At 62.1% G+C, this 24,563-nt stretch carries 19 protein-coding genes and 2 pseudogenes; 9 read left to right on the top strand and 12 right to left on the bottom strand.

What is annotated here, in order from left to right; genetic code table 11:
• Positions 1-136: 136 nt before the first annotated feature.
• From glyA to P5W98_RS27400, 4 genes and pseudogenes are all read right to left on the bottom strand, one after another.
• Positions 137-289 (bottom strand): annotated as a pseudogene (gene glyA / locus P5W98_RS27415) (serine hydroxymethyltransferase); the annotation flags it as partial.
• A 153-nt stretch (positions 290-442) separates the two neighbouring features.
• A complete protein-coding gene (locus tag P5W98_RS27410) occupies positions 443-1,216 on the bottom strand; it encodes a slipin family protein (protein ID WP_421027863.1) in 774 nt (257 codons plus the stop codon).
• Positions 1,213-2,781 (bottom strand): NfeD family protein, encoded by a 1,569-nt coding sequence (locus P5W98_RS27405; protein ID WP_421027862.1) that lies wholly within the window; start codon positions 2,779-2,781, stop codon positions 1,213-1,215. Before P5W98_RS27405 ends, P5W98_RS27410 begins: the two co-directional genes overlap by 4 nt.
• 208 nt (positions 2,782-2,989) lie before the next feature.
• A complete protein-coding gene (locus P5W98_RS27400; RefSeq protein ID WP_213306825.1) occupies positions 2,990-3,283 on the bottom strand; it encodes a GYD domain-containing protein in 294 nt (97 codons plus the stop codon).
• 499 nt (positions 3,284-3,782) lie between these two features.
• On the opposite strand from P5W98_RS27400, the gene P5W98_RS27395 reads away from it, so the two are divergent.
• On the top strand, positions 3,783-3,995 hold the full coding sequence (locus P5W98_RS27395) for a DUF1059 domain-containing protein (RefSeq protein ID WP_421027861.1): 213 nt from the start codon (positions 3,783-3,785) through the stop codon (positions 3,993-3,995).
• On the opposite strand, the gene P5W98_RS27390 is transcribed toward P5W98_RS27395, so the two are convergent.
• Together P5W98_RS27390 and P5W98_RS27385 are read right to left on the bottom strand one after the other, a co-directional pair.
• Positions 3,953-5,392 (bottom strand): sensor histidine kinase, encoded by a 1,440-nt coding sequence (locus P5W98_RS27390; RefSeq protein WP_421027860.1) that lies wholly within the window; start codon positions 5,390-5,392, stop codon positions 3,953-3,955. The two genes, P5W98_RS27395 and P5W98_RS27390, sit on opposite strands and share 43 nt — an antisense overlap.
• Complete coding sequence (locus tag P5W98_RS27385; RefSeq protein ID WP_421027859.1) at positions 5,379-6,044, bottom strand: response regulator transcription factor; 666 nt, start codon at positions 6,042-6,044, stop codon at positions 5,379-5,381. Before P5W98_RS27385 ends, P5W98_RS27390 begins: the two co-directional genes overlap by 14 nt.
• A gap of 97 nt (positions 6,045-6,141) precedes the next feature.
• On the opposite strand from P5W98_RS27385, the gene P5W98_RS27380 reads away from it, so the two are divergent.
• Both P5W98_RS27380 and P5W98_RS27375 read left to right on the top strand, forming a co-directional pair.
• Positions 6,142-7,182, top strand: a complete 1,041-nt coding sequence (locus tag P5W98_RS27380; RefSeq protein ID WP_421027858.1) for an ABC transporter substrate-binding protein — start codon at positions 6,142-6,144, stop codon at positions 7,180-7,182.
• Between the two features lie 69 nt (positions 7,183-7,251).
• Positions 7,252-8,520 carry an MFS transporter gene (locus tag P5W98_RS27375; protein ID WP_421028044.1) on the top strand — a complete coding sequence of 423 codons (1,269 nt, stop codon included), beginning with the start codon at positions 7,252-7,254 and terminating at the stop codon, positions 8,518-8,520.
• A gap of 66 nt (positions 8,521-8,586) precedes the next feature.
• On the opposite strand, the gene P5W98_RS27370 is transcribed toward P5W98_RS27375, so the two are convergent.
• The 3 genes from P5W98_RS27370 to P5W98_RS27360 form a co-directional block, all read right to left on the bottom strand.
• On the bottom strand, positions 8,587-9,696 hold the full coding sequence (locus P5W98_RS27370; RefSeq protein WP_421027857.1) for an S-(hydroxymethyl)glutathione dehydrogenase/class III alcohol dehydrogenase: 1,110 nt from the start codon (positions 9,694-9,696) through the stop codon (positions 8,587-8,589).
• Between the two features lie 39 nt (positions 9,697-9,735).
• Complete coding sequence (frmR, locus tag P5W98_RS27365) at positions 9,736-10,011, bottom strand: formaldehyde-responsive transcriptional repressor FrmR (protein WP_421027856.1); 276 nt, start codon at positions 10,009-10,011, stop codon at positions 9,736-9,738.
• An 83-nt stretch (positions 10,012-10,094) separates the two neighbouring features.
• Positions 10,095-10,295: a DUF2905 domain-containing protein gene (locus P5W98_RS27360; protein ID WP_421027855.1), complete on the bottom strand. Its 201-nt coding sequence runs from the start codon at positions 10,293-10,295 to the stop codon at positions 10,095-10,097.
• Positions 10,296-10,549: 254 nt separating this feature from the next.
• Here P5W98_RS27360 and P5W98_RS27355 point away from each other — a divergent pair, with 254 nt between their 5' ends.
• From P5W98_RS27355 to P5W98_RS27335, 5 genes are all read left to right on the top strand, one after another.
• Entirely contained in the window at positions 10,550-13,087 is a 2,538-nt protein-coding gene (locus tag P5W98_RS27355; protein WP_421027854.1) for a type VI secretion system Vgr family protein, read from the top strand.
• A gap of 5 nt (positions 13,088-13,092) precedes the next feature.
• Positions 13,093-14,094, top strand: coding sequence for a DUF4123 domain-containing protein (locus P5W98_RS27350; RefSeq protein ID WP_421027853.1), 1,002 nt, complete (start codon positions 13,093-13,095; stop codon positions 14,092-14,094).
• Positions 14,095-14,139: 45 nt separating this feature from the next.
• Entirely contained in the window at positions 14,140-16,983 is a 2,844-nt protein-coding gene (locus P5W98_RS27345; RefSeq protein WP_421027852.1) for a T6SS effector BTH_I2691 family protein, read from the top strand.
• Entirely contained in the window at positions 16,983-17,720 is a 738-nt protein-coding gene (locus tag P5W98_RS27340) for a putative type VI secretion system effector (protein WP_421027851.1), read from the top strand. The genes P5W98_RS27345 and P5W98_RS27340 overlap by 1 nt, the downstream gene beginning before the upstream one ends.
• A 64-nt stretch (positions 17,721-17,784) precedes the next feature.
• Positions 17,785-18,060 (top strand): PAAR domain-containing protein, encoded by a 276-nt coding sequence (locus P5W98_RS27335; protein WP_421027850.1) that lies wholly within the window; start codon positions 17,785-17,787, stop codon positions 18,058-18,060.
• Here the strand turns inward: P5W98_RS27335 and tssF are convergent.
• Positions 18,029-19,378 (bottom strand): annotated as a pseudogene (gene tssF, locus P5W98_RS27330) (type VI secretion system baseplate subunit TssF). The gene P5W98_RS27335 and the pseudogene tssF overlap by 32 nt on opposite strands.
• Positions 19,379-19,586: 208 nt before the next feature.
• Here tssF and P5W98_RS27325 point away from each other — a divergent pair.
• Positions 19,587-22,067, top strand: coding sequence for a DUF3772 domain-containing protein (locus P5W98_RS27325; RefSeq protein WP_421027849.1), 2,481 nt, complete (start codon positions 19,587-19,589; stop codon positions 22,065-22,067).
• 70 nt (positions 22,068-22,137) lie between these two features.
• Here P5W98_RS27325 and P5W98_RS27320 read toward each other — a convergent pair whose 3' ends face one another.
• Entirely contained in the window at positions 22,138-23,235 is a 1,098-nt protein-coding gene (locus tag P5W98_RS27320; RefSeq protein ID WP_421027848.1) for a TAXI family TRAP transporter solute-binding subunit, read from the bottom strand.
• A 61-nt stretch (positions 23,236-23,296) separates the two neighbouring features.
• A complete protein-coding gene (locus P5W98_RS27315; RefSeq protein WP_421073383.1) occupies positions 23,297-24,214 on the bottom strand; it encodes a hypothetical protein in 918 nt (305 codons plus the stop codon).
• Positions 24,215-24,563 lie beyond the last annotated feature (349 nt).

Genomic DNA, 24,563 nt, shown 5'->3' with positions numbered 1-24,563 from the left:
CCGCCGGTCTGCGGGCAGTGCCGGTCCAAGCGTACGCGAGGCAGGAGTCAGCGGGTATTGGACTTTGGTCTCATACCCGCGCGGGAAGTATTAGTGCAAATCGGCGTCCGGGCGGGCCGCCGCACGGCGGGGCGAATCAGCCATGGACGGGGAAGCGCTTCGTCAGCTCGGCCACCTGCGCCTTCACGCGTTCGATGGTTGCGGCGTCTTCCAGGTTGTCCAGCACGTCGGCAATCAGGTTGCCCACCTGCTCGGCTTTCTTCACGCCGAAGCCGCGCGTGGTCATGGCCCTCAGCCAGGATCACAGGCGCGAGGGGATCGCAACGATGGGTTGTTGTGCGGCGCGATGTGTTGTCCGCGTGAATTCACGAATGGCCGAAACGGCGGCAATGGCCAGCCGCCGTTTCGCACTCGCCAATCGCAACAACAACGCCAACCCTTTTCAATTCCCGCGCGGCGAGTTAAAGCGCTCCAGCAGCGAGCTCAGTAAATCGATCGGCAACGGAAACACGATGGTCGAGTTCTTGTCGGCGGCGATAGTGGTGAGCGTCTGCAAATAGCGCAATTGCATGGCCTGCGGCTGCTGCGCGAGCCGCTGCGCGGCTTGCAGCAATTTTTCGGAAGCTTGCAGCTCGCCTTCCGCGTGAATCACTTTCGCGCGCCGTTCGCGCTCTGCCTCGGCCTGGCGCGCGATGGCGCGGATCATCGTCTCGTTGAGGTCCACGTGCTTGATCTCGACAGTGGAGACCTTGATGCCCCACGCGTCGGTTTGCGCATCGAGCGTCTTCTGGATATCGGCGTTCAATTGCTCGCGCTCCGCGAGCAACGCGTCGAGTTCGTGCTTGCCCAGCACCGCACGCAGCGTGGTTTGCGCGAGCTGGCTGGTGGCCTCGAAAAAGCGCGCGACCTGAATCACGGCCTTTTCCGGATCGACCACGCGAAAGTAGACCACGGCGTTGACTTTCACCGAGACGTTGTCGCGCGTGATCACGTCCTGGGCGGGCACGTCGAACACGACGGTGCGTAAATCGATGCGCACGACCTGCTGCACGACGGGAATGATAAGCACGAGCCCCGGCCCCTTGACCTTCCAGAAGCGGCCGAGCATGAACACCACGCCGCGCTCGTACTCCCGGAAAATGCGAATGGCCGAAACGGCGAGCATGATGGCCAGCACGACCAGGAGACTCGTGAAGCCGAAGGTGTAGCCGATCATGAATGTCCTCCGTGATGTGCTTCGCGCAGCGGCGCTTCATGCAGCGGCGCGACGCTCAACAGCAGGCCGTGGCGACCCGTTACGCGCACCTGGCTGCCCGTGGCGAGCGGCACCTCGCAAGTCACGCGCCAGCGTTCGCCATGCACGCGCGCCCAGCCCGAGGCCGCCGCGTGATCGGGCGTCAGGCCATCGTCGATGATTTCGCCGATGCTGCCGACCATCGCTTCCGCGCCGCTCACCACCGGGCGGCGCCGCGCGCGCAGCGCCACGCTGGAGACCGCCGCGACGAACGCCGCGCCGCCGAGCGCAAGGCCCGCGATCAGCGGCAGCGGAATACCGTAGCCTGGCACGTCGGTGTTGATCAGCATGAGCGCGCCCACGGCGAATGCGACGATGCCGCCGAAGCCGAGCACGCCGAACGTGGGCAGGAACGCCTCGGCAATCAGGCACGCGAGCCCCAGCATCACGAGACCGAGCCCCGCGTAGTTGATGGGCAGAAGCTGCATCGCGAACAGGCCGACCAGCAGGCAAATTCCGCCGGCTACGCCGGGCAGCACGAAGCCCGGATTTGCGAACTCGAAGAAGAGACCGTAGATGCCGATCGTCAGCAGGATCAACGCGACGTTCGGATCGGCCACGATGGAGAGGAAGTGATTGCGCCAGTCGGGCACGACGTACACGAGCGGCGCGTGCGCGGTGTCGATGCGCACCGTGCCGGCCGCCGTGGCGATGGTGCGGCCGTCGAGCTCGCGTGCGAGATCGGCGGGGTCCTGCGCGATCAGGTCGATCACGTGCTGGTCGAGCGCCTCGCTGGCGGACAGGCTCACCGCCTCGCGCACCGCGCGCTCCGCCCACACGGCGTTGCGCCCGCGCAGTTGCGCGAGTCCGCGAATGTAGGCGGCGGCATCGTGCATGACCTTGCGGGCTTCGGTGGAGGCGGTGTCGGTGGCTTCGTTGCTGGTTTTGTCGTTGGCCTTGCCGTTGGTTTGCCCGCCGGAGGCCGCTCCTGGCGCGCCGGGCGGATTCGGCGCGCCGCCAATGCCGCCGCCGATCCCCAACTGCACTGGCGAGGCCGCGCCCAGGTTGGTGCCGGGCGCCATGGCCGCGACATGGCTCGCGTAGACGATATAGGTCCCCGCGCTCGCGGCGCGCGCGCCGCCGGGCGCCACGAACGCGGCCACCGGCACGGGCGAGCCGAGGATCGCCTTGATGATCTGGCGCATCGAGGTGTCGAGGCCGCCTGGCGTGTCGAGTTGGAGAATCGCGAGCGGCGCGTGTTGCTGCGCCGCATGCTCGAGCGTGCGGACGATGAAATCGGCGCTGGCGGGGCCGATGGCGCCGTTGACGGTCATTACGACGACCGCGCGCTGTGCATCCGCCGGGGCGCGCTGAGCCAGAGCCATGGCGCTGACTGACTCGAGCGCCGCCACCGCCGCGCAAACCACCAGCAGCGCCGCAAAAAGCGCGGCGCGCGCGAGCCGCGCCGGCAGAGGGTGGCGCGGCGGGCGACGATGGGGCGGAGGCGCGTCGTGCTCCGCCGCCCGGGTGGGGCGATGAGCGCGCATCGGAACGTCCGGACGGGCAAATGGAAATGGCCCGATATTTAAGAGTAGGTGGTTTTCTGGGGAAGGGGGCCGCCAGATGAGCCAATGTCCAGACTTTCGCCGCTATGGGCGACATTACCGGTTCGCAGGGGGGCGACTGGTTGATGATCGAGCGCGGTTGCGTCGTTCGGATCAGGTAGGCACCCGCGCCCCTCATTCAGCGCCCGCCTCAAGGCAGCTTGCCAAGCACGGCGCCGAACTCGTCCTTGCTCATCGCGCGCAGCGTTTGCGTGCGGATATTGCCGAGCGAGCCGAGCGCCAGGCCGAACGCCATGAAGCTTTGTTCATCCGGCGCTTCGACGATCGTGACGATGTCGTATTTCCCCAGCGTCCAATAAATTTCCCTCATTTCGCAGCCGAAGGTTTTGGCCATTTCCGCGGCCTGGCCGGCGCGCTGCGCGCTGTTCCGGACGGTGCGAATGCCCTGGTCGGTGAACTGCGCAAGAACCACATAGGTCGACATGACGGCTCCTCGTACGTTGACATCGGGTTGGGATACGCGCGCGATTCGCATATCGCGCGTTAGCACGGACTGGCTGAATTTCTGGCGACCGATCCAATGTTTCGAATCAAGGCGGATTTCGCACGCGCGGTTCAATGCGTGCAAGCGGCCGGGAAAGCGTGAAAGACGGGCTTTCGGAATGGCTGCGGGCGCAGCGTGGCTGACCGGGACGTGGAGCCCCAGCCGACGAGCGCTTCGCGAAACGGCTCGTACCCCGGCAGCCGGCGCGGCTCGAAGCTAAATTAGCTAACCTGAATGATCAAGCTCGATAAATAGTATCTTTCTCGTTTAATTTGCGCACTTAATTCGCAAAGTTAAATCAGATTATTATTATGCGCGGCTTTATTTTAATAGTTTAGCAAACGCATTAAGCGGACTCTATAATTTTTACGCATTCGCGGACTGCTCGCGAATGCGTACGTCGTATTGCGCTGCTAACCTCACAACGAGGAGTCTCGCCATGACTCGAAAGTACATTGATTGCAGGGAGTTCCCCAGCGAGATGAACTGCACGGTTGCGATCTCGGCGGATTCGGACTCGGAACTTCTGGAGGCCGCCGTGCAGCACGCGGTAAGCGTGCACCATCACGCCGATTCGCCGGAACTGCGCGCACAAATCAGTCAGCTCTTTCACGAAGGCTCGCCGCCTGTAGCGTCGCCACGCGCGGCATGAGCGAGAGCGGGGGCGACAGGAAACATTAATACGACAGTAAATCCCCCGCCCGCCGGAAACGCAAAACCCACACGCCCGTGATGCGCCTTCATGACTTCGGCAACAATCGCGAGCCCGAGCCCGGAGCCGCTGCGTCGCGGCGCGCCATCGGCCTCGAAGCGCTCGAACGGTCTGAGCGCGGCGTCCCAATGCTCACGCGGGATGCCGCGCCCGTTATCGGTCACTGTCAACGTTAGCGCGTCGTCGGCAGTGGCCACGCGCACGACGATCTCATCGGCGTCGCCGTGCAGCAATGCGTTGTGCAGCACGTTCGAAAGCGCTTCCTGAAGGCTGATCGGGTCGCCGGCAATCATCGCGCCCGGCGCATCGCTTTCGAATGCCACCTGCACGTCGCGTTCGCCTGCGAGCGGGATGGTGCGCCCGATCGCCTCGCGCGCGAGCGCAACCAGGTCCACGGGTTGCAGCGGCACCGCCTCGGTGCGGTGAATCACCATCGCGTGATTGAGCAGTTGCCCCGTGAGCCGGCCAACATCGGAGCAGGTCGTGCGCAAGGCGTCGAGTCCCTGCGCGTAGCGGGCGGGATCGGTCTCGCCGCTGAGCAGTTCGATTTGCGCATCGAGCCGCGCGATGGGCGTGCGCATCTGATGCGCGGCATCGGCAATGAAGCGCTGCATGGCCGTCATGCGTTCGGCCAGGCGGCCAATCAGCCCGTTGATGGCCCCGATGATCGCGTTGATTTCGCTGGGCGTGTCGTGCTCCACAGGCCGCAGGTCGGCGGGGTCGCGCGCGGCGATGATGGTCTCGATGCGCGCGAGCGGCCGCAGGCCGCGCCGGATTGCCAGCCCGCTGGCGCCGATGGCGAGCACGCTCATCATCAGAATGAGCGTCCAGACCTTGAAGCTCATGTCGTTCGTCAGTTGCTGGCGCGCATTGGTTGTTTGCGCAACGGTCACGACGGCCCAGCCGGGCGTGCGTTCCTCCGGCATGTAGCGGGCGATGGTGGCTGTGCGGATGCGCTGGTTCTGGTAAGCGCCGTTCGCGAACTCGGTGCCTTGCCGTCCGGCTGCCTTGCCGGCCGCACCGGGAAGGTCGCCATAGCCCGCCACCACGACGCCGCGCGAATCGACCACCTTGTAATAGACGAGGTCGTAGCGCGAGAGCGAGGACAGCGCCGCCACGGGCGGATTGAGGGCGAGCACGCCGCCTTGCACGTAAAGATTTTCGGCGACCTGAATGGCCGCGCCGGCCAGCAACTGGTCGTAGGCGCGCTCGGCGGCGACGCCCGCGTAGTAGCGCGCGATGACGGCGAGTGCGAGCGCGCCGGAGGCCACCACGAGCGCGATGAAGAGCAGCGTGCGCCCGAGCAGCGTTTTGCGGAACCAGTCAAAGCGCAGCAATTTGATATCCCATGCCGCGCGCGGTGCGGATTTCCACCGTGCTGCCTTGCAGCTTCTTGCGCACGCGCGTGACATATTGCTCGACGGCGTTGGCGGTGGGTTCGTGGCCGAAGCTGAACAACTGGTTCAGCAATTCTTCCTTCGAGTAGATGCGCTGCGGGCGGCTCGCGAGAATTTCGAGCAGCGCGAACTCCTGGCGCGAGAGTGCTAGCGGCTTGCCGTCGAGTTCCGCGAGCCGGCTGCTGCGATCGATCGCGAGCCCGCCCACCTTGACGAGGTCGTTCGCGTGGCCGCTGTTGCGGCGCAGGAGCGCCTGCACGCGTGCTTCCAGCTCGCGATAGTCAAACGGCTTGACGAGGTAGTCGTCGGCGCCCAGGCCGAGGCCGCTCACGCGGTCGTCGATTGCGGAGCGCGCGGTCACGAGCAGCACCGGCGTGGCGGAGCCTGCCGCGCGCAGATTGCGCAAGATCGCGAAGCCGTCCATCGAAGGCAGCATGACGTCTAGCACGACTAGATCGAAACGCTCGACGCCGAGCAGGCTGTTTGCCATGGCGCCGTCGGCTTCGAGATCCACGGCGTGTCCGAGCTTCGTCAGCCGGCTGCGCATCGCCGCGCCGATTTGGGCGTCGTCCTCTACGACCAGAATGCGCATGATGCCGTTCCTGCGGTGTGATTCATGGTTGAGTTTGCGGGTTTTCCCGGAGGGGTGGTGTCAGCATTTTCTCAGACTCGCCCGGTAATCTCGCACCATGATTACCAGAACGAGTGGAGACAGCAAGCCGGCATTGCGGCGGCGCGCGTTCGTGGCCGCGGGCCTGAGCGCGGCGCTCGCGCCCGCGCTGGTGCTGTCGAGCCCGCGCACGGTGCGCATTTCGAAGGGCTACGGCTTGCTGTATCTGCCGCTGCTGGTGATGGAGAAGCGCCGCTTGTTCGAGCGGCATGCGGTGCGCCAGGGCCTGGGCGCGGTGAGCGTGCAATGGACGCTGCTCGACGGCGGCAATTCGGTGGACGACGCCATGATGGGCGGCACGCTCGATTTCGCGGCCGTGGGCGCGCCCGGTTTCATCGAGTTGTGGGCGCGGGCGCGGGGCATTCCGAATGTCGAGGTGATTGGCGTGAGCGGCTTGTCCACCACGTCGCTTTCGCTGAACACGAACCAGCCGCGCATCGCCACGCTCGGCGATTTCACGAGCGCCGACCGCATCGCGGTGCCGGGCATTCGTACCTCGCTCTCGGCCGTGGTGTTGCAGATGGTGGCGAGCAAGCTGCTCGGGCCGAAGCATTTCGCGCAGCTCGATTCGATCACGGTGAGCCTGCCGCATCCGCAGGCAGTGCAAGCGCTGGTCCGGCATGAAAGCGGCATCACCGCGCATTTCGCGTCGCCGCCGTTTTCCGCGCTCGAACTGAAGCATGCCGGCATCCATCGCGTGGTCAATTCGATCGACGTGCTGGGGTCGCTGACGCTCGATGTCGTGTACGCGCCCAAGCGTCTCGTCGATACCGAGCCCGCACTCGTGCGGGCGTTCCTCGGCGCGCTCGACGAGGCGAACCGGCTGATTGCGCAGGACCGGCAAGCGGCGGCGGCCATCTATGTTGCCGCTTCGGGGCTCGATGTGTCGCACGACGGCGTGATGCAGATGCTCGCCGCGCCCGAGACGCGCTTTTTGGTGTGGCCGGAGCAACTGATGGAGTACGTCGACTTTCTGTACATGGTCGGTACGATCAAGTCCAGGCCGCGCACCTGGAACGAGATGTTCGCCCCCGCGCTGGGCGAGTATCAGCCCAAATAAAACCACAAGGAGTCCGCAGTGAACCCAGCCTCATCCCTCGAACAACAGCCCGCCGAAGAGCGGCTGGTCATGTCGAAGATCGCGCGTCGCCTGATGCCGATCCTCGTCGTGATGTTTCTGATCTCGTTCATCGACCGGCAAAATGTCGGCTTCGCCAAGCTGCAGATGGTGCACAGCCTGCATATGACGGAGACGGCATTCGGTCTTGCGTCGTCGCTGTTCTTCATCGGCTATTTGCTGTTCGAAGTGCCCAGCACGCTTGCGCTGCACCGCTTCGGCGCGCGCGTGTGGCTCGCGCGCATCATGGTCACGTGGGGCGTCATTACCGTGCTGATGGGCTTCACGACCTCCATGCAGGTGTTCTGCGGCTTGCGCCTCGCGCTCGGCATTGCGGAGGCCGGCTTTTATCCGGGCGTGATCTATTACCTCACGCTGTGGTTTCCGCAAAGCTACCGCGCCCGCGTGCTCGGCGTGTTCACGCTCGGCAGCGCGCTCGCCAACATGCTGGGCTCGCTCGTCGGCGGCTGGCTGCTGAGCCTGAGCGGCGTGTGGGGCCTCGAGGGCTGGCAATGGGTGTTCATCGCCACGGGCCTGCCGGCCGTGCTGGTGGGCGTCATGGTGTTCAGGCTGCTGCCGGCTTCGTATCGCGAGGCGGGCTTCCTGAGCGCGCACGAGAAGGAGATCGTTGCGTGCGCACACGAACGCGAGAAGCCCGAGCACGCCGAGCACGCGCATCCGTGGAAGGCGCTGCTCGACCCGCGCGTAATGCTGTTTGCCGCGACCTACATGATGATGTCGACGTCGCTTTACGGCGTGACCTACTGGCTGCCGACGCTCGTGAAATCGTTCGGCGTGTCGAGCAGCACGAACGGTCTGCTGAGCATGCTGCCGTGGGCGATCTCGGTGTTGCTGCTGCTGTATTTGCCGGGGAAACTGCGCCGCGCGAAAAGCATCCTGCGCGCCATCGCGATCGTCGCCGCACTGGGCGCGCTGGGCTTCCTGCTGAGTCTCTTGCTGCCTTCGACGCCGCTGCGCTTTATCGCGCTCGTGTTCGGCGGCGCGTGCATTCCGCTGCTGTACCCGTGCTTCTGGTCGATGCCGCCGCGCTACTTCACCGGCGCGCGCGCGGCAGCCAGTGTCGCGGCCATCAACTCGATCGGCAATCTCGGCGGCTTCTTCGGCCAGAACCTGATGCCATTCGCGGGCAAGGCCACCGGCACCGCGTTCGGCCCGATGATCGTGCCCATCGTCTGCCTCGCCGTGCTCGGCGTGGGCGCGCTCATTGCCTGGGCGCGCTCCGAGCATGGGTACGTAGATGGCGCGGGCGTCTCGGCGTAAGGTCAAGGGCACGCCACGGCGCGCGAGGGCAGCGGATTGCCCTGCGCGCCGCAACGATTGCTTGTCTTAGTAGTGAACCACGGAGCGGATCGACTTGCCTTCGTGCATCAGATCGAAGGCATCGTTGATGCCCGTGAGCGGCATCGTGTGCGTGACGAACGGCGCGAGCTGGATCTTGCCTTCCATGGCGTCCTGCACCATGCCCGGCAGTTCCGAGCGGCCCTTCACGCCGCCGAAGGCCGTGCCCAGCCAGCGGCGGCCCGTCACCAACTGGAACGGGCGGGTGGAGATTTCCTGGCCCGCGCCGGCCACGCCGATCACGACCGACTGGCCCCAACCGCGGTGCGCGCATTCGAGCGCCGCGCGCATCACGTTGACGTTGCCGATGCATTCGAAGCTGTGGTCCACACCCCAGCCCGTCATCTCGACGATCACCTGCTGGATGGGCTTTTCGTGGTCCTTGGGGTTGACGCAGTCGGTGGCCCCGAAGGCGCGCGCCAGATCGAACTTGCCGGGGTTGGTGTCGATGGCGATGATGCGGCCAGCCTTGGCAATCTTCGCGCCCTGGATCACGGCGAGGCCGATGCCGCCCAGGCCGAACACCGCAACCGTATCGCCTTCCTGCACCTTGGCCGTGTTCTTCACCGCGCCAAGGCCCGTGGTCACGCCGCAGCCCAGCAGGCAGACCTGCTCCGGATTGGCTTGCGGGTCGATCTTCGCGAGCGACACCTCGGCCACCACGGTGTATTCGCTGAACGTGGAGCAGCCCATGTAGTGATAGATGGGCTGGCCGTTATAGCTGAAGCGGGTGGTGCCGTCCGGCATCACCCCCTTGCCCTGGGTCGCGCGCACCGCAACGCACAAGTTGGTCTTGCCGCTCTTGCAGAACAGGCACTCGCCGCATTCGGCGGTGTAGAGCGGAATCACGTGGTCGCCGGGTTTTACGCTGGTCACGCCTTCGCCCACTTCCACGACGATGCCGGCGCCTTCGTGGCCCAGCACGGCGGGGAAGAGGCCTTCCGGATCGTCGCCCGAAAGCGTGAAGGCGTCGGTGTGGCATACGCCCGTGTGCGTAATCTTCACCAGCACTTCGCCCTTGCGGGGCGGTTCGACATCGATCTCGACGATCTGGAGCGGCTTGCCCGCCTCGAATGCGACTGCAGCACGTGATTTCATGGGAATCCTTAAGAATGGTGGTCGAACGCTGGGGGTGTCCTAGCGCAAATAGGTTCGGACGAGGCTCACGACATCGTCGATCGAACCGGACGCAGACTCCGTGGTTCCAGTCAGTTGCGTGAACTCTTCGCGCAGATGGCTTTCGAGCACGCCGGCCATGACCCCATTGATTGCGCCGCGAATGGCCGCGAGTTGCTGCAGCACGGGAGCGCAATCGGCGCCTTCCTCCAGCGCGCGTTCCAGCGCGTCCAGCTGCCCGCGCACTTTGCGCACGCGCGTGAGGACGCGTTTCTTTTCTTCAGGGGAATGGGGCATGGCGTTACCGGAATGGTGATACTGGTAGCGAGTATAGGTCAATACTGCCGGGGAGTATAGGGGGCGCGAAGCAGCCCGCGCGCTCAATGCTTCAACAGCCATAGCAGCAAGGACACCACGGCCGACACGAGAATGCCGGTCACGATTGGGAAATAGAAGTCGAGGCCGTCCGTAACGATATGAATGTCGCCCGGCAGCCGGCCGAACGGAATGCGCACGAGCCAGCGCCACCCCATGCCGGCGAGGATGCAGGCGATGCCGACGACAATCAGGAAACGGTTCATGCGGCGCGCTCCCTTGCGTTGGATGGATCAGATTATGATAGGCCGACGGCAAACAAAATCAATGCACCTGGCATATTCCGGATGCGGGATTATTTTCTCTAAAGAACACTGATTTTCTCGATTATCGGTAAAAATGCCTGCCATTTTGTCAAAAAACCAAAAATCCTTGTATTCATTGCGCTTGTTGACCAATTGGGCATTTATAATCGCCGGCTGGCAGAAACTATGACGGATGCCAATCAAGGGAAAGCGGCATGGAATACACCACGCTATATAACGCGCTCAGCCAGCGCGATTCGCAATATAACCGCCTGATCAAGCTCGATTCTCCGCTCGGCACAAACTGGCTATTGCCGCTTCACGTGAAAGGCACGGCCAGATTGGGCCGCGATTATGAATATGTGATCGATGCGGTATCGTCGCGCGGCGACCAGATCGATCTGAATGCGCTGATCGGAAAACCCATCACGTTGCGGATCCAGCAGATGGACGGATCGTATATGCCGATCCATGGCTACGTTCACCGCTTCAGCCGGCTGGGGGCGGACGGGCCGCTCACTTTTTACCAGCTCCGCTTCTCGTCGTGGTTGTACTTTCTGCGCCTGCGCCGCGACATGCGCGACTGGCAGGAGCAGAACGGCGAGCAGATTCTCACGGATGTCTATAACGAGCACCCGCAGGCGCACGGCGCATTCCGCTTCGACCTGTATAAGCCGCTCCCCTCGTATTCGAACCGCGTGCAGTGGGAATTCGACCTGAATTTCGTCTATCGCAGCATGGAAGAAGTCGGAATATTTCCTTACTTCGAACACGCCGATGACGGGCGCTCGCACACGATGGTCGTCACGGACGATTCGTATTTTCTCCCTGAGCTCAGGCAAGCCGTGGTGCAGTTCGGCCGCATGGGCATTGGCGACGAACTGGACGGCTTCACGCAGTGGCAGGAACAGCGGCAGATCGAGAGCGCGCAGTTGACGTCGCGTTCGTTCGACTACAAGCGGCCCGATCTGCCAAGGCAGGTTCAGGGCGTCACCACAGAGAGCGGAAGCGAGCTGCCGACCGATGGAGAGATCTACGATTATCCGGGTGCGTACATGTGGTCGAACCAGGAGCAGGGCGACCGCCGCGCGTTGATCAGGCTGGAAGAACGCATGTCGCGGATGAAGCGCTTTCACGGCTCGGGCGCATTGCGCTGCGCGATGCCGGGGCGGCGCTTCGAACTGCGGGGGCATCCGGTGCACGACAAGGGCAGCAAGGCGGATCGCGAATTCGTGCTGCTGGGGGTCGACTGGCTCATCCGCAACAATTTGCCGGGTCTGGACGGCGTAGCGGATTTCCCGGACGGATTGGCGCGGGAAATTGCGGACGCAAGGAACGGCGCGACGGTGCACCATGCCGACGGCAGCGAAGGCCTCTTTCAGGTGACGGTCGAGGCGCTGCCGCGCAACGTGCCGTTCCGCAGCCCGTTCGAGCACAACAAGCCGGTGATGCAGTTGCAAAACGGCATCGTTTCCGTACCGGGCGGCGCGGAAGTCTATACCGACGAGCTGAACCGCGCGAAGGTCTGGTTTCCGTGGAACCGGCGCAACGGCCAGGACGAACGCGCGTCGTGCTGGGTGCGCACGACATTCCCGGATGCGGGAGCCAACCGCGGCGGCGTGCAGCCGCTCAGAAAGGGCGATGAGGTTCTGGTCGGTTTCATGGAAGGGGATTGTGACAGGCCTGTCATCATCGCCAGACTTTACGGCGGCGCGACGCAACCCGTGTGGCATTCGAACGGCCTGCTGTCCGGTTACCGCTCGCGCGAGTACGGGGGCACGGGCTACAACCAGCTCGTCATGGACGACTCGACACAGCAGAACCGTGTTCATCTTTATTCGAGCAGCTACCAGTCGCACCTGCATCTGGGTTATCTGATCCAGCACACCGGCAATACGCGCGGCGTTTTTCTCGGCAGCGGCTTCGACCTCAAGTCGGAAGGGTACGGCGCCGTCCGTGCCGGCCAGGGCCTGTACGTGTCGACTCACCCAGCGACTGTCGCACAGCCGATGAACGTGGCGGCTGCGAGCGAGCAGTTGGCAAGCGCCGAAAGCGTGGCGGAACTGGCGTCGCATGCGAGCGCGTCGAACCAGGCCGAGAGTCTGCAGGACGGACAGGACGCGCTGAAAAAATTCACCGACGCCACGCAGTACAGCGTGAGTGGCAGCAGCGCAGGCAGTGGCGGCAATACGGGCGGTGGCGGCATGGGCAACGCCAACGGATTTTCCACGCCGATCATGCTGATGGCGAGCCCGGCCGGCGTGGGGCTCTCGACGCAGGAATCGGCGCAGGTCACGGCGAACCAGCACGTCAACATCGTCAGCGGCAATAGCACGCATGTGGCCGCCGGCAAGTCGCTGATCGCCAGTGTGATGGAAAAGATCAGCCTGTTCGCGCAAAACGCGGGGATCAAGCTTTTTGCGGCGAAAGGGAAGGTCGAGATTCAGGCGAAAAGCGATGAGATGAAACTTGGGGCGCTCAACGATATAACGATCACGAGCACGGATGGCAAGGTCGTGATTTCGGCGGACAAGGAAATCTGGATCGGTGCGGGAGGCTCGTACATCAAGATCACGGCGGAGTCGATCGAGAACGGGACGAGTGGACAGATCCTGGAGAAGGGCGCGTCGTGGAGCAAGCTGGAGGCATCGGCGATGAGGTTGCCGGCGTCGCTTCAGAGCGTGCCGAACGGTTGCGCATGGAAGACGGCCTCCGCTGCCGCCGATAGTGCTTCGAGTGTCGTGTTGGAGTAAGGACGGTGGAACAGACAGGCATTCACGGCGCAGGACCGCAGGAAGGCGCGATCGAGTCGCCGCAAGCTCGGGAGGCGGCGGCAATCGAGAGGACGGTCGACATGCTACGCGCGTATTTCAGCAAGCATCCCGCGATGCGCTGCATTCTGGCCGTGGACCCGAGCCAGCGCGATTTCGCCGAAATGGACGGGGCCGATGCCATGGCGGAATTGCCGCGGACGTTCGTGCAGATCGACCACGAGGCGTTTCCGGAAGCCCATCGGCCATATCTGGTCGAAATGGACCTCGATACGCGCGAAGGAAGGGCGCTTCTCGATGCGAGCGTGCGGCTCGCCTTTGAAGACCGGCGCCCCGCATCGATGGCCCAGGGCCAGGGGCAGTGCATTGGCGGGTGGCTGGCAAGCGAGGCCACGCTCGACGAAGTGGCGGCACATTGGTCCGGCCAGGCGCTGCAGTACGACGAGCAAGGACGCGCTTGCGCACTGCGCTTCTACGACGCGCGTGCGCTCAGCCTGATCTGGCAGATTCTGACCGAATCTCAGCAGCAAGCCCTGCTGGGGCCGGTCAAGGTCTGGCATGCACTCGATGCCTGCGCGAAGCCGCATGCCTATAGCGGCATGGGGCAATCGAGGCGGAGTCTTTCAATTCAAAGGGTGCAATGGCCGGACGTTCACCGGCATGGCTTGATCAACCGGGCGCTTGCGCTGCACGCGCTGGCGAACGGCCGTCAGCCTGAGCCGGCGGAAGTCGACGCGGCAGTTGCTGCTGCGGCGCGCGCGCAGCAGCACGGCTTGCATGACCGTGAGGATCAGATTGCGTTCATCGGGCATGCGCTCGAGTGGCATCCGCAGTTCGATCGGCATTCCAGGGTTGCGGATGCGTTGCAGCAGATGCAGCCAGGCGATTACTACACGGCGGCCATCGATGCGCTTCAGCCCGATGCAATCGAGGAAATTCGACGCGGCGCGTGGTACGACACGATGAAAGCCTCGTCGCGGATCGGGTGAATCTGGTTTGCGACCTATACACAGTGCACAGTGCGAAGAATAGAAATGGCTATGACCCAACAAGATTGCGTGAACTGCAAGAAGACCGGCTTGGCGATCTTGCCTGTTCGCTACACCGTCCTGCCACATACCGTTCCCGCAAAACTGCCCGAGGGAATTACGGGCGCGGGTGTCACGGATGTCCCGTTGACTACGCACCGATATGGGTTGCGCACGCTTCGGGACGGTTGGCTTTATCTCTACTATGTCGCGAGTGCGAGAGGTCCCGGTCGTTGGGAGGTGTACAAGGTGACCGAGGACGGACGTCTGTGGAAACAGTCGCGTCCCTTGCCTGCGACACCCACCACGCATCCTGCATGTGCTCAATGCGCGATTGCTGTGCCAATGGATGTCATTGCGATCGAGCATCCAGAGAAATGCACCGATCGCGTCTACATTGCGTTCTCCGAGCATGCGTGGATCGAAGACACCTTCAAGCAGTACGAGTCGGACCAAGCGCTGCTCAAGAAACGTATGCAGTGGATCGAGCCGTCCAAGTGGCTCAAGGATCCCACGGATCCGCAAAAGCACGCTACTGTTGCGACTCAGCAGAGTATCGACAGCATCATCGAATATATGCCGGGTCTCGATCCCAAACTGCTCGTGCCGAAAGACGAGCCGTTGACGGATAAAAGCGGCGCGTACAAACCGGCGCTGATGGCGCGCGAATCGACGCGTTACCCGCTGCACATCCGCCAGGCGTCGCCGCTTTCATCGAGCGAGTCGCTGGTCAAGCTGATGAACCAGATCGGCTCGACTGGAAAAGATCAGCATCATCCGCCGATGATGCTGGCCTTGTGGGACGGCGTAGGCAACGTTCACGAACTCAACGACTTCCGCAACGATGCCGGCAGCATGCTGGCCTTGTATGTCAATGAGCGGGCTGTGCAGATCGACGCAATGCAGTCGATCGATGCGGCCGAAGCCGCTGTGCGCAATGGGGCGGTGGCGTTCAAGAGCCGCTTGCGCTCCGGCATGCAGGCCGGCTGGGAAAATATGATGAACAACCCGGGGGCGATGGATGGCATCCCGAGCTTCCCTATGCTGACTCCGCAGCAGGAGGCGGCTTCGGCGAAGCGGATACAGGATGCCGGCGTGATCAGCCCGGAGGAAGCCAGGAAAATTGGCGATGCCGAGTGGCCGAAATACGAAGACAAGCTGGCGCTGAAAAAGCTCAGGGATTTTCGGCCCTGGTTCAAGTCGATGCAGGATGCGGTCACCGCGATTCAGGCCAAACGCGCCCCCGATGTGGAGGCGTGGCTGAAGGCGCCTACCTTCATCACGACGTTGCACGACTATCACGAAGAAAACGCTGGCGATGGTCGCGAATTTGAAAAGGTCATCATTCAGGCAATCAGCGGTTTGCCTTCGGAGGAGCATGGCGAGGCCATTGTCTACGACCTGGTGAATAACATGGACCCGACGCAGCCCGCCAGTCTCGTTTGGCGCGCCTTTGCCTATAACCAGAAGCATCCGAAAGCGGAGATCAAGGCGCTTCTGGCGCAGGCTATTGCAAACAAGACCACGAAGCCGGATGCGACCGGCGAGGTCATCGAGAAGATCAGCAAGGTACTGGAGAATCTGAAAACGTTCGTTGAGTTCCGGGAAAAGATGAGCGAAGTCCACGAACATGAAAACCCTGTTTCCGTATCGGAGAAGTATTTGAAGAATATCCACGGTGACGGTCTCATCATCACGGTGGGCAACGCGCTTTTCAAATGGACGGGGTTGGGCGTTTTAGGAGATTGCGCGGGCACGTTCATGATCCGTGGCGCACTCATGATGCGTGTGGGTATCAGCAAGCAGGATACGATCGACCTCGTCAAACAAGGGTTTAAAGTCGAGCCCGCATTGCGTTTGAAACTTGATCAGGGATACCGGGCACTCAGAAGCCAGGGCATTGCGGCGAAGGACGCTTTCGTGAGAACGGTGCAGTCGCTTGCAGAGGACGAAGGCGGCCAGCTTTATCGTGCGAAATGGGCGGCGGTCAAGCTTACCGAGGAAGGCAAGGCGATCAACCTCGGGGTAAGGATAGGCGGAACGCTTGCGGTGATCGAACTGTTGAGCTTCGGTTGCAATCTCGCGAAAGCAAACAAGAAGGGCGAGGATTACGCGATGCTGGTGGCAGGCGGATTCTCGTCGATGTCGGCGTGTTTGCAGGCGTCGAGCAAATTGATGGCGGGGCTTGGGAAGGATGCCGGGCGCACGCTGACTAATTTGAAGGCGATTACGGGGTATTTTGGTGGTGCTTCGTCATTGATTGGTGCTGTGGTGGATTTTGGGAAGGCATTCGAAAGTGCCGGGAAAGGTGCGTACCCCGTCATGGCCGGATACTTTCTTAAAGGTTTGCTCGGATTTGGGGTAACGGCCGCAAATTTCCTTACGGCGTTGACCTCATCTGCTCCGTTGGTTGCGCGGATTACCGGTGCGCGAGGTGTTGTCTTTATTGGTAAAGTTCAAGCAGGTATTGCCGGAGCAACCGCTCGATCGAGTGCGCTGGCTGCCGATGAAACAGGGGGATGGCTTGCACGGCAACGAGCGGCAAACGCTGTCGGAAGAATTGCAGTCGGCACAGTCGCTGAAGAAGCTGGTGTAGTTGTCGGAGAACGTGCTGCATTATTGTTGATTGGTCGGGTGGTTTTGTTCCTCGCAGGTTGGGAAGTTGCTGTAGCACTTGTTGTATTGCAGGTGTTGATTGCATATTTTTCGGACAATGAACTACAAGCATGGTTTGAGAAGTGCTCGTTTGGCAGATATCCGGAGAGTCCGTCCTGGGCAGCGGATAAACAGCATGAGGAATTTGAAAAGGCTTTGGCCGCTGTCGGCTTGAAGACCAGTGAGGGCATGTAATGACGACGAGCACTGTGCAGCCACCTTCTACGGTCCTGCTTCGCGGGCGCATTGACAATCTTCGAAAGACGCGTCGCAGTCAGGACTTCTTTTTTAATGATGCGGATCGTGCCAGGATGGGCGCGACGGCGGTCGCGGCGGGCTTGGCCGGCTTGGGTGGCGTAGCCGTAGGGCTAAGCGGCATGGCAATGGATACCACCGAGGAGGCAGATCTGCTGGAGTTCGATCTTGGCGGTGAGCCAGTCAAGGGGTGGGTATGGTGTTCGGTATTCTCAGAAGGCGATGAAGTGGAACTTGTTGCTGAACGCTGGGGCGAAACGTGGCAAGCATTCGGTATTCGACGAATCGCCGACAAAATCGTAGCACTCCATCCACACTGCAGTCGAGGTCGCTTTGCTCACTACCGGGCTTCGTTCAAGTGGGGCGGCGTCTTCTTTGCATCACTGTTGATCGCGGCATATTTCGTGATGGCCTGCTTCGCAATTTTCAAAGGTGGGGTCCCAATCGAGAATTTGATTGTAGGTTGTGTTATATCAAGTTTAGTTTCCGCGACAGTTTTTGCCTTTATCATCTATCGTGTTTCACGAAAAATGATGGGCTTCGTTCTCCTGGCCGAAGGGATATTTGAGGGATTCGGTTGGAAAAACCCTAAGAGTATCGATCTTCCCGCAATTACCAAGAAGGGAAAGAAACCCGGAGATCCGGGTGCGCTCGGCGTCCTGTATTTCCGCTACTAACATTTCCGATATCGACCCTGAATCGCCGTTCAAACGGCGGAATCATCCACCCACGAAATCTCCCATGACCAAATCCCTGATCTGCAACGGCGACCCCACCACCACCGGCGGCCACGTCATCGCAACAACCTCCAGCTTGTACGACGGCAACAGACGCATCGCGCTGGATCAGGAAATGGCGACGTGCGGCAATTGCCCGGGCGAGCATCCAATCCGCGCCACGGGCACCGACACGCAAGACAACGGCCGGGCGTGCGTGCTGGATGGCGATCTGGTCCAGTGCCCGTGCGAAGCGAATCACGTCACAGCTAGCGCCAACGCCGGCTGTACAGTAGCCTGAAAAACACCCCTTCAAACAAGCGGCGCCGTACCGGGCCTCGGTACACACCGCTGAATTTCCACCCCCGTATTCGCGGAAAGCACGACCAGTTGCCGTCGAGCCCGACCAGGCCAATCGCAGTTTCGGTCTTCCCGGAGCCGGCGTTTTTCTCGGCCTGCATAAGAATCCAGTAAGGGCCCGTGAGCTTTTCGGAGCTGCCGTGCATGAGCGAAGTGAATGGGTGGATGGCCATTTTTCTCGTTCTCCCCGTTGTCACGTGGACGGCATTGACCGACCAGATTTCGCTGCCCGCTACCACCGTTTTCGGCATTTGGACTGGATATGCGTCCTTGACCGGATCGCGCTTGAGCTGCAGCGAGGCAAGCCGGAACAGATTGACGACGGGGGTGCAATGGAGCTGGATATTTTCTGCGGACAAGTGTTTCAATCGTTGCGCAGGCCACAAATCCGGATGAACGCGACGAATGGCGAGGTGCAGCGTCAGATGCTGACCGGAGCCTGCGGCGCGCGTGAGCGCCTTGAAATCGAGGTCGACGAAATCGAATTTTTTCGGAAACGCAAAATATTCGGTCAGCAGACGCAAGGCGGGTTGAGAGGTATCTTCATCGATCAGCTTTTCTGTGTCGTCGTAGCCAACTGCTGCGAGCGGCGGTGCATTCAACTGCGTCTAGCGACCCGTGGCATTTTCAACGAAGGATCCCACTGTATTCAGCATCATGGCATCCATCGTCGTGCTGACGATTTCACTCTGACCATCAACATAGATGCGCAACGGACCCGCGATGTCCTCGATGCGAAAATCCGGGCGAATCACCGCGAAGGTGATGGAGAGTATCCCGGTCGTGCCGGCGGGCAGCACGACGCCGGACGGAATAGTGCTCGTAGTTGGCGTGTAACGTGCATTCGATATACGCACGGGCGAAAGCGTCACGTCGTGGACGGTCCGGAAGCGATAGCCTGTTGTCTTGCTGCTGATTTCGGTGCCGCGTGGAATGGTGGCGGGCTTGCTGGTCTTGTCGAACGTGTCCGCGATGTCGAACCGGATAATCGCGCACGCGGGAAGCGGCCGCAGGTACTGCGGATACACCATGCCGAGCAGCGCGTCCGTAAACTCCGGATAACGGTAGTCGAGCCGGTTGTCGAGGTTCGCGGCCAGTAGCGCGAACGACTGCAGGAGACGCTCGATATGCACGTCCTCGGAGTGGTCGCCGACGATGCCGAGGCGCGCGGCCATCGTGGGATGGCGCGCCGCGAAAATCGCCATGGACCGGCGCAGCAGTCCAAGTTCTCGTTCGTAGTTCGAAAGCAGGTGATCCATGGTTGGAGGCGCGGCGCGGGTAGTGCGTGATGCGTCGTCATAATATGCAGTCGATCGGTGGATCGATCGATATGTTCCTGTCACTTGCGCAGGGCCAAATGGTCCGATGGAGATTCCGCGATTTAGGGGCGGTTCACGAATCGGTAGCGCTTACGGCACTCAAGGCATAATTCCCTACGCGAACTACCTGTAATATTTGAAAGCCCCCATGGTATTGCACCGACCTTCCGCTTTCGCGCGCCAAATTGCACGAATTGCGCTGATCGCGCTTTTGTCCCCGCTTTTGTCGCTTGCCCTGGTTGCGCCCGCGCTGGCGTTTCCGGCTGTCACGATCGCAACCGCCGCGACCGCAAGCGGCGTGGACGCGACGTCGCCCTCCATTTCGCTGACCGATGCGCAAGCGCTGCTCAAGCAGATGCAGGCCAAGCAGGACAGCATCAAGCAACAGACCTCGACCGCGACCGGCAGCAAGGATCTCGATGCGCTTTCTGACGCGACCCAGCAACTGAGTACCGACGTCGACAAATTACGCAGCCGGATCGTGCCGCTGCGCGCCCAGGTGCAGGCTCAACTCGATGTGCTAGGGCCGGCGCCTGCTCCGGGCGAGCCGCCCGGCACCCAGGCGGTGGCCCGCCAGCGCGCCAGCCTGAACGCGCGCAAGGATCAGATCGACGCCGTGCTGAAGCTGGCCGACGACCAGAAAAGCAATCTCGACATTCTGTCCGCGCAGTTCGCGAAGCTGCACCGGGGCTTGCTGAAAAACCAGCTCGCGCTGCGCTCGGGCGGCATTTTCAGTGCGCAATTCTGGGTGCCGCTCCTGCATCAGCCGCCCGAGGACGGGCAGCGTCTCGACGCGTTCGACGCCCAGGTGCGCGAGATGTTGCGCTCGGTCTGGGAGCCGGGTCAGCGCTTCCTGACTTCGCTGCTGTTGATGGCCGCGCTCGTGATCTGGCTCGGCGGGCGCAAGCTCGTGCAGCGCGCGCTCGCATGGTTCTGTCTGCACCGCTTGCCGCCGACGCGTCTGCGCCGCAGCGCGCTTGCACTGTCGATGGCCATTTCCACGCTGCTGGCAACGTCCATTGCGCTGCAGGTCCTCTATCTGGCGCTCGCGCGCCGCGTCGATCTCACCCCCGCGCTGAGCGACCTGTGGGGCGAATTCACGAAGCTCACGCTAACTTGCGCGCTGATCTCGGGGCTAGGACGCGCGCTGTTGTGCACCAATCATCCGTCGTGGCGGCTGCCTGCGCTGGCCGATCCGGTGGCGCGTGCGCTGCGGCCGTTTCCGAGCACGCTCGCGATGCTACTGTTCGTCGCCGGTGCGGTGGAGGCGATCAACCGCATCGTCGACACGAGCCTTTCGGTCACGCTGCTCGGCCGCGGCCTCGTTTCGCTCGTCACGGTGCTGACCATTGGCGCGGCGCTGCTGCGTGCGAACCGTGTGCGCGCCGCGATGGCCGCGGCCGGCGAGGCGCCCGAATCGCACTCGACGGTGGCGGGGTTGATTCACGCGGGCACCGCGCTGGCGATCATTGCGTCGCTGATCGCGCTGGTGATCGGCTACATCACGGTTGCGCGCTTCATTACCTACGAACTCGTATGGTTCGAGATCGTGCTGTGCAGCATCTACGTGCTCACGCAGTTGAACCGCGATATCTGCGCGAGTCTCTTCAGCGCGAATTTCTCGTCGGGCAAGCAACTGAAGAATCTGCTCGGGCTCGAGGACAAGCATCTCGAACAGGTGCAAGCCGTGCTCTCGGGCGCCGGCACGAGCGTCCTGATGCTGCTCGCGGTGGTGGCGCTGTTGACGGGCGGCTTCGGCACGACGCCGGCAGATCTCCTCAACAGCCTCATCGGCATCATTGGCGGGCAGCGGCTGAAGAGCCTCGATATCATGCCCGCGCATATCGTGAACGCCGTGATCGGGTTCGCGGTCGGCTTTTACCTGCTGCGCTCGGTGCGCCGCTGGCTCGACCAGGAATTCATGCCGGCGCTGGGCATGGACCCCGGCATGCGCATGTCGCTCATCACGCTGTTCACGAACGTGGGCTATGTGCTGCTGGTGCTGATGACGTTCTCGCTGCTCGGCGTGCGCTGGGACAGCCTCGCGTGGATCGTGAGCGCGCTCTCGGTCGGTATCGGCTTCGGCCTGCAGGAGATCGTGAAGAATTTCGTCTCGGGCCTGATCCTGCTGACCGAGCGGCCCGTGAAGGTGGGCGACCGGATCAGCATCGCGGACATGGAAGGCGACATTCGCCGCATCAACGTGCGCGCGACCGAAATCCAGCTGCTCGACCGCTCGACGATGATCGTGCCCAACTCGCAGCTGATTTCGCAGAACGTGCGCAACGTCACCATGGGCGACAGCACCCAGGGCGTCGCCACGCTGGTCTTGACGTTCCCGCTGGATACCGACCCGGAGCAGGTGCGCGACCTGTTGCTCGAGGTCTATCTCGAGCATCCCGATGTGCTGACCGAGCCCGCGCCATCGGTCCTGTTCAGCCAGCTCACGCCCCAGGGCATCACGCTCAGCGTGACGGGTTATGTCGGCAGCCCGCGCATCGCCGCCAAGACCAAGAGCGATCTTCTCTTCGCCATCCTCAAGCAATTGCGGGCCGCCGGGATCACGCTTGTGAATCCGCACAAGGTGATGGTGCAGAGCTGGCCGACGCCGGACTCGGCACAGACATAGACCGCAATAAGGCAAGCCGGCTGATGATTCATGAGTTCAAGACGATTGAATTCAAACGGTCAAATGGCGATTATTTGCCACAAAGCAGGAGCAGGCGCTCCTGGTCCGAGCACGGCCGACCGGTGATTTTCTGCTGGGCGGTGGGGCCTGGCGGCATCGCGGCCTGCGTCGTGGCGCGATGCGCGATACACGCTCTCAGGCGCCGCTCGACAGGCGGATAGTATTGCCACCCTTTGCCAAGGCCCGGCAGTTCGAGCTTCACCTGCTTCCATTTCGGGTGGCCCTGGCTCTGCAGATTGCCGAAGTTCTCGCAGAGCGAATCGGCAAATCGTTTCAGGTTGCCAACCGTGTCGCGCAGATTGTAGTCATACGTCACGAGAAAGGCCTTGACCGTCCATGTCGGTACGTCTTCTTTCAGCCAGTTCGGGTAGCTCGATGCATGAATGGTCGCGGGAAAATAGGTTTGCTTCGCACGGGCCGTTTCTGGGGCATTCGGGTCGACGCGCAGGAAGCGGATTTGCTGAAGCAAGTCGGGGTTCATATCGGTGAAGAGCTTCGCGGGTTGCCCCGCGACGACAATCGCAACGTCGATCTTCTTTACGATCAGCGCGGCCAGGGCATCTTCGTTGCTCAGATTCTGTGCGTTCTGCGCGGGAATCTGCTGGCCGAACATGAGGCGGTACAGTGTCGTTGCGGATTGTGCGGTTCCGCTGCCGATCAGGCCCACGCTGATCACCTTGTCCTTGATTTCGTTGATTGTCTTCATCGGCGAGTCGTTTCTAACAACGAAATAAATTTCCTCGTCGTAGAGGGGCATGATGAGCCGCAACGGGCGAATCGTCGTGCCGGCCTCTTCGTTGCCCGATTTGGCCATATCGACATAGGCCTGATAGACGTCCGATTGGACGAGCGCGAGCTTTACGCCCGGTTCGAACCGCATGCGCTGCACGTTTTCCGCCGACCCTTTCGAGGGAATCACGGCGAGGTCGATGCCGGCGGGTTGCGCGACCCATTTTGACAAGTCCTGGCCGATCTGAATGTACGTGCCTCGCTCCGGGCCCGTCACGATCTTATAGTGTGCTTCTGCGTCTGCCGTAGCGCTGGCGGCGAAGGTGGAAAAAAACAGGGCAAACGCGCCCGCGAGGGCCGCCAGGGTCGTTTTCAGCATGGTCTGTCTCCCGCATGGAATCTGATGACCAACAGACGTTCAATATGATATGGAATCCTGCTCAATGCGCGCCATTTGCCGGCGCCGGGCGTTTCCAGCCATCTTGCACGATCGCTCGCTGCTGCGTATCGACGCTGTTGTTATTTTTATTGCTGGCCGGACTGGCGGCGTGGGCGGCAGCAGATGGAGTCGCGGCGGACGCCATGGCGTTGGCGTTGGGCGCACCCGGCGGATTCGGTGGGCTCAGCGGTTTCCAGCCCGTGGCGAGGATGACGCGTTCCATCAACGCTCGCGCGCGCTGGCTGTTCGAATCGATCGCGAGCGCTTCCGATGCCTTTTGCCGCACGCAACCCCAGACATGCTCCGACGCGCATTGCTCTGCGATTCGCAACGCACTGTCGCGCCGCTGGTCGCGTGGATTGTCGGATATATCCGTGAACGAAGACATGACTTGCGGTTTTGTCGTGGCGGATTGCGATCCCGTATCGGCAGCCGTGGGCAGCACACTCGCTTGTTGCGCGAGTGCGTCATGAACAATGGGGCCGCCGGAAGCATGTGCGGTTTGTTCGTCAACGGCACTGTCGGGCTTGCGGATCTCGGCGACCAGAAGATGCGCCGCGTAGGCGATGGCGAGAAAAATGCCGGCGAGCAACAAGCCTTTCGTAAAGATCCAGCGCGGGATGAACCAGGATGGCGTCCCGGGTCCGGGCGGTCCGTCCTGGTATTCGGGCTTTACTGCTGCATGATCGGGTGCAGGCTCGCCCGCGGGTGCGCGCTTCGTCGCCGCAGGCGCGGGCGGGCCCGCCGCCAGGGGGCCAGGAGCGCCCGGCATGATTCTCGCGCGCGCATCCAACGCAATCCTGTCGAGTGGATGATTCACGCCGCAGTAAGGGCAAAGGTCGACGTCATCGTGGAGCACGCCGCCGCAGCGCCTGCACGCCGGGCGAAAACTCGGGTCACGTGAAATCTGAGTGGACATATTGATGCTCCACCGATATGCCGATGCCGTTCGGCATGTTCAGAATCGTCGTCGAAGCGATCGGCGAGGCGTCGCTGAAGCCACGATCTGCATGTGCGAGAAAGCGGAGGCGTTGGTCCGTGCGCCGCCGCTGGTGAGGAAAATATGGGTGATTTCCCACAGCGAGTCAACCGCAGCTGTTACCTACCGCACATATGCGTTTTGGAAGTGTTACTTGAACGGTTGCATCGCGCGTTTTTTTAGTATGCATGTGCCGTACCCATGCGTGGGGCTGCCTGTTCATAGACCGGGAACAGCGCTTCGGTTCGTGACATCTATTTCCTCGAAAGCTGGGAAAGTCCCGGCCATT

It is taken from the genome of Paraburkholderia sp. A1BS-2L (genome assembly GCF_051125205.1).
Lineage (GTDB): Bacteria > Pseudomonadota > Gammaproteobacteria > Burkholderiales > Burkholderiaceae > Paraburkholderia.
Note: the sequence above shows the minus strand (reverse complement) of the source record. Positions and strands in the feature narration are given on the sequence as shown.

Excerpts from the sequence above, each read along its gene's own strand:
- P5W98_RS27410 (WP_421027863.1), bottom strand. The coding sequence starts at position 1,216 with ATGATCGGCTACACCTTCGGCTTCACGAGTCTCCTGGTCGTGCTGGCC.
- P5W98_RS27405 (WP_421027862.1), bottom strand. The coding sequence starts at position 2,781 with ATGCGCGCTCATCGCCCCACCCGGGCGGCGGAGCACGACGCGCCTCCG.
- P5W98_RS27400 (WP_213306825.1), bottom strand. The coding sequence starts at position 3,283 with ATGTCGACCTATGTGGTTCTTGCGCAGTTCACCGACCAGGGCATTCGC.
- P5W98_RS27395 (WP_421027861.1), top strand. The coding sequence starts at position 3,783 with ATGACTCGAAAGTACATTGATTGCAGGGAGTTCCCCAGCGAGATGAAC.
- P5W98_RS27385 (WP_421027859.1), bottom strand. The coding sequence starts at position 6,044 with ATGCGCATTCTGGTCGTAGAGGACGACGCCCAAATCGGCGCGGCGATG.
- P5W98_RS27380 (WP_421027858.1), top strand. The coding sequence starts at position 6,142 with ATGATTACCAGAACGAGTGGAGACAGCAAGCCGGCATTGCGGCGGCGC.
- P5W98_RS27375 (WP_421028044.1), top strand. The coding sequence starts at position 7,252 with ATGTCGAAGATCGCGCGTCGCCTGATGCCGATCCTCGTCGTGATGTTT.
- P5W98_RS27370 (WP_421027857.1), bottom strand. The coding sequence starts at position 9,696 with ATGAAATCACGTGCTGCAGTCGCATTCGAGGCGGGCAAGCCGCTCCAG.
- frmR (WP_421027856.1), bottom strand. The coding sequence starts at position 10,011 with ATGCCCCATTCCCCTGAAGAAAAGAAACGCGTCCTCACGCGCGTGCGC.
- P5W98_RS27360 (WP_421027855.1), bottom strand. The coding sequence starts at position 10,295 with ATGAACCGTTTCCTGATTGTCGTCGGCATCGCCTGCATCCTCGCCGGC.
- P5W98_RS27355 (WP_421027854.1), top strand. The coding sequence starts at position 10,550 with ATGGAATACACCACGCTATATAACGCGCTCAGCCAGCGCGATTCGCAA.
- P5W98_RS27345 (WP_421027852.1), top strand. The coding sequence starts at position 14,140 with ATGGCTATGACCCAACAAGATTGCGTGAACTGCAAGAAGACCGGCTTG.
- P5W98_RS27340 (WP_421027851.1), top strand. The coding sequence starts at position 16,983 with ATGACGACGAGCACTGTGCAGCCACCTTCTACGGTCCTGCTTCGCGGG.
- P5W98_RS27335 (WP_421027850.1), top strand. The coding sequence starts at position 17,785 with ATGACCAAATCCCTGATCTGCAACGGCGACCCCACCACCACCGGCGGC.
- P5W98_RS27325 (WP_421027849.1), top strand. The coding sequence starts at position 19,587 with ATGGTATTGCACCGACCTTCCGCTTTCGCGCGCCAAATTGCACGAATT.
- P5W98_RS27320 (WP_421027848.1), bottom strand. The coding sequence starts at position 23,235 with ATGCTGAAAACGACCCTGGCGGCCCTCGCGGGCGCGTTTGCCCTGTTT.
- P5W98_RS27315 (WP_421073383.1), bottom strand. The coding sequence starts at position 24,214 with ATGTCCACTCAGATTTCACGTGACCCGAGTTTTCGCCCGGCGTGCAGG.